Source organism: Polaribacter sp. PL03, assembly GCF_033875165.1.
Taxonomy (GTDB): domain Bacteria; phylum Bacteroidota; class Bacteroidia; order Flavobacteriales; family Flavobacteriaceae; genus Polaribacter.
In genome coordinates this window covers 1-3,547 of record NZ_JAWZSV010000023.1, presented here as the reverse complement: position 1 = coordinate 3,547, position 3,547 = coordinate 1, and the positions used below count along the sequence as shown (strand labels likewise).

Annotated in this window: 4 protein-coding genes; all 4 read right to left on the bottom strand. The window is 28.3% G+C overall.

Translation table 11 applies throughout. The features are described from left to right. Positions 1 to 229 precede the first annotated feature (229 nt). The 4 genes from SHK09_RS15300 to SHK09_RS15285 all read right to left on the bottom strand — a co-directional run bounded on the left by SHK09_RS15300 (position 230) and on the right by SHK09_RS15285 (position 3,405). The gene (locus tag SHK09_RS15300) at positions 230 to 829 is read right to left on the bottom strand and encodes a hypothetical protein (protein ID WP_203395334.1); all 600 of its coding nucleotides are present in this window, start codon (positions 827 to 829) and stop codon (positions 230 to 232) included. Positions 830 to 1,077: 248 nt separating this feature from the next. Next, positions 1,078 to 1,545, bottom strand: a complete 468-nt coding sequence (locus SHK09_RS15295; protein ID WP_319811662.1) for a hypothetical protein — start codon at positions 1,543 to 1,545, stop codon at positions 1,078 to 1,080. A 174-nt stretch (positions 1,546 to 1,719) separates the two neighbouring features. Continuing rightward, positions 1,720 to 2,604 (bottom strand): hypothetical protein, encoded by an 885-nt coding sequence (locus SHK09_RS15290; RefSeq protein ID WP_319811661.1) that lies wholly within the window; start codon positions 2,602 to 2,604, stop codon positions 1,720 to 1,722. A gap of 177 nt (positions 2,605 to 2,781) precedes the next feature. Continuing rightward, the gene (locus SHK09_RS15285; protein WP_319811660.1) at positions 2,782 to 3,405 is read right to left on the bottom strand and encodes a hypothetical protein; all 624 of its coding nucleotides are present in this window, start codon (positions 3,403 to 3,405) and stop codon (positions 2,782 to 2,784) included. Positions 3,406 to 3,547 lie beyond the last annotated feature (142 nt).

Genomic DNA, 3,547 nt, shown 5'->3' with positions numbered 1-3,547 from the left:
AGTTCCACAAAGATTTTTATTCAGAATTTGAGTGGATTTTTACGTTTTTAATTCACTTTCTTTCAGATTTCAGATTTTTCTGAGCAATTGATTATAACGTTGTTGTATAAGCTTTGTTGCGTTTTTAAGCAGTGAATTTACTAAATAAAACACGAACGGCGAAATTCCGGAGGAATTTCCCAAGTGAGCTAAAACCAGCAATAAAGTTTATACGGTGTTGTAAAACGTTTTATTTTATTCCGAATGGTTTTGATTTTAGTTCTTTCAACCAGTTTTCTCCATATTTATCTGTCAAATATTTTAAAATTCTCTGATTATTTTCTCTTGCTTTTTTCATTGAAATTGGGTCGATTACACAATTTTCCTTTATTAATCCAATTCCGTATTTTTTCTTAAATTCTAAATATTCAATTGGTATTGAGTTGTCTATTCCGTGCATTATAAAATTCACATTTTCGTCTGAAATTCTATTTTCAATCTCTTCATTTGTAACGTCAGTTTCCAAATTCGCGGAGTAATATTTTGACATTAGTTTAATTGTAATTACATTTTTTTTATTAGTAATTCTTCTTGGGTAAGAAATAAAAGCAATAAAGTCTTCTGTAATAAACCTAAACAGATACTTTCCTTTTTTTGGTAATGTTATTTTGAAGTTTTCAATATTTGCTATTTCAATTTTTTCATTAGTTTCATTTATGTAGAATTCTCCTGAAATTGATTCTTTAGTTGTTAAATTCTCAAATACAACTTCGGCTATTATTTCTTTATCTGTTGCATTTGAAACAGCAAAATTTAAAGTTAAAATCAAAGTAAATAGTATGTTTTTCATTGTTTTCGTTTTTCAAATATTCAAATTTGGTTTGTATTAATCAAATCATATTTAGTTAACTATACTTTTCGGTGAGTAAAGCTGTCTCTTGGTTTAGACAAATGTTTTACAACGTTTTTGTGTATGGTTTGTTGCGTTGTTAAGCAGTAAAGTTAGTAAATGAAACACGAACCAAGAAAGTCCCAAAGGACTTTCGTAAGTATGCGATTACCAGCAATAAATTATACACGGTGTTGTGGTGTCGTTTTTTATTTTTCATTCCAATTTTTCAATTCAGTTTGATATTTTTTTCTGTCGGTCGAGTGGATTCCGAAAATTGAAATTCCGCTGTCAAATATTTTTATGTCAAAATCACGTTTCATTAAATATTGGTCATCTAATTCATTTGACAAGTAAGCAAATCCTAAAAATAAAATTCCAAATCCTATCCAAAATATTTTAGCGATTCGTTTCGGAATATTGATTTTCCAAATTCGATTTAGAACTAATGTTATAATTAGCCAAAACACAAAATAAGCTAATAAATTAATTCCCATTTCAGTCACAAAATATTGGGTCGACATAGATGTGTGGAATCCGTTGCATTTATAAATCAAAGGAAATCCATATAAAAACTCATCTGTTCCGTCAACTACAATTCCGTAAGACCATTTTGTTATAATTCCGAATGAAACTAAAGTCAAAGGTAAGGTCAATCGAAATATTAATTTTTTCATTTATTCAATTCAGAAGTTTGAGTGGTAAATGCACCACAACGTTGTTGTATAAGGAAAGTTGCGGTTTTGTCAGCGAGGAATTTCCGAAGGAAATTCAGAAGTTGGCAAAAATGCAACTGCCTTTGTTTGAGCACTAATTTAGCAATTTTTTTTATACGGTGTTGGCAGTAGTATTTATTTATAGTTTATTTTTCCTCCTTTAATTGTAAATCCAATTAAATTCAATCCAAAATTTTCTAAGACATAATTTTGTAGTTGATTTCGACTTTGTGTTTTTATAACTATTGGTCTTGTTTCTCTATGGTTTTCGGTTATTGGAAAGTATAAAAAAGCAACATTTCCATATTCAAAAAATAGGCATACTGCAGGTTTCTGTACTTGATCAGAGATTAAATTTGATACTATAAAAGCTCCATCTTCATTTGTTTCATTTCCAATTTGTGTCCATTCGTTTGCTGATATTGTTATTGTTTTTAAACTTCCTGCAAATGAAATTGAATCTTCATAAATAAAAGAAGAATATTTCTCTGTAAAAAGGCATCCAATAACAAAGTCTCCAATGGTAGGGATTTTAGTGTTTTCTAACATTTGTTGAAAAGCCCTACTAGTTTTTTCCTTTAAATCACTAATGTCAGACTCTACAAAAAAACTTTGAAATTCGGAGAATGCATTTTGGTTTCCAATCCAGAATGAATTTCCTTCTTCACATTTTTTCTGGTCTATTTTGAATAATCTTGGATTAAAATCTTTATCAACTAGAGCAAGGATAAATTCAGAATCATCATTTTTTCTAATTAATTCTTCTTGAAGATATTCAGGTATTTTATTAGGTTGTTTCTTAAAAAGGCTTTGAATTATTTCCTCACAAATAGTAACAGTTCCTGCAAATGCGATAGACATTCTTCTCTGTAAAATATGAACTTTTAAGCTACCTTCTTCAGGTGCTAGTCTTAATTTTTGTTCTCCAAATACTGTCGAATCGTCACTTTCGATAGATACTTTTGTATCTGAAAAAAAGAAATATTCCTTGTTCTGTATTTTTGCAATGATTATAGACAATTCGTTCTGTTTTTTATTACTGCCAACGTTTTTGTATAAGGTTAGTTGCGTGTTTTAAGCGACTAATTTAGTAAATAAAACACGAACCAAGAAAGTCCGTTTGGACTTTCGTAAATTAGCTAAAAGCCAGCAATTAATTTTATACGGTGTTGTGGTGCGTATTTTTATTCAGTTTTCTTAATATAACGGAATTGGAGGTGGTGGTTTCGTTATTGGTATAGTTTCAATTCTTTCATTAAGCCAAATATTTATGTTTCTATTTTTTGCAATTTCTTCGTAAGTTTCAGTTAATTTTTTTAGTGTTTTCTTAAAATTTTTGAATTCATTTTTTTCGTATGAAATTTGTATTAATAATTTTTCGGGGTTATCGCTTAAACTCGGGTTTTTTCCGAAATTGTAATAATCTTTCTTCAAAATAGTTTTCAAACTGTCTAAAGGATAAAATTTTTCAGAATTTTTAATAACTTTATTGTTGTTAATTACTATTACATTCTTTTCTTTTATTAGAATACAAGCAAATTTTTCCCAACAAGGATTTTGGAAATATATTGTTTTCGATATTTTTTCCGTTTTTAAAGTAATTTTTGGAACACTATCATTGCAAGAAATTCTTTCAGCTCGTTCTATTAATTCATTCCAATTATTAAACTTTTCAAGATTCAATTCAACACTCAAACTGTCACAGTTCTTTCGCCATTTTCCAAATTCTTTTTGAACAAGTAAATTTTCCTTTTTGTCATAATTTTGACATCCGACTATTGTTAAAATTAGTAAAATCAGAAATGTTTCTTTAATGTTCAAATTTTCGTTTTTATATGCACCACAACGTTTTGGTATAAAAATTTTTGCGATTTAAAAATGCGGCAAATTTTCCACCGGAAAATTAGAAGTATTTTTAAAAAAGCAAAAAGCTTTGATAAGGCATAAATTTAAGCAATTTTTT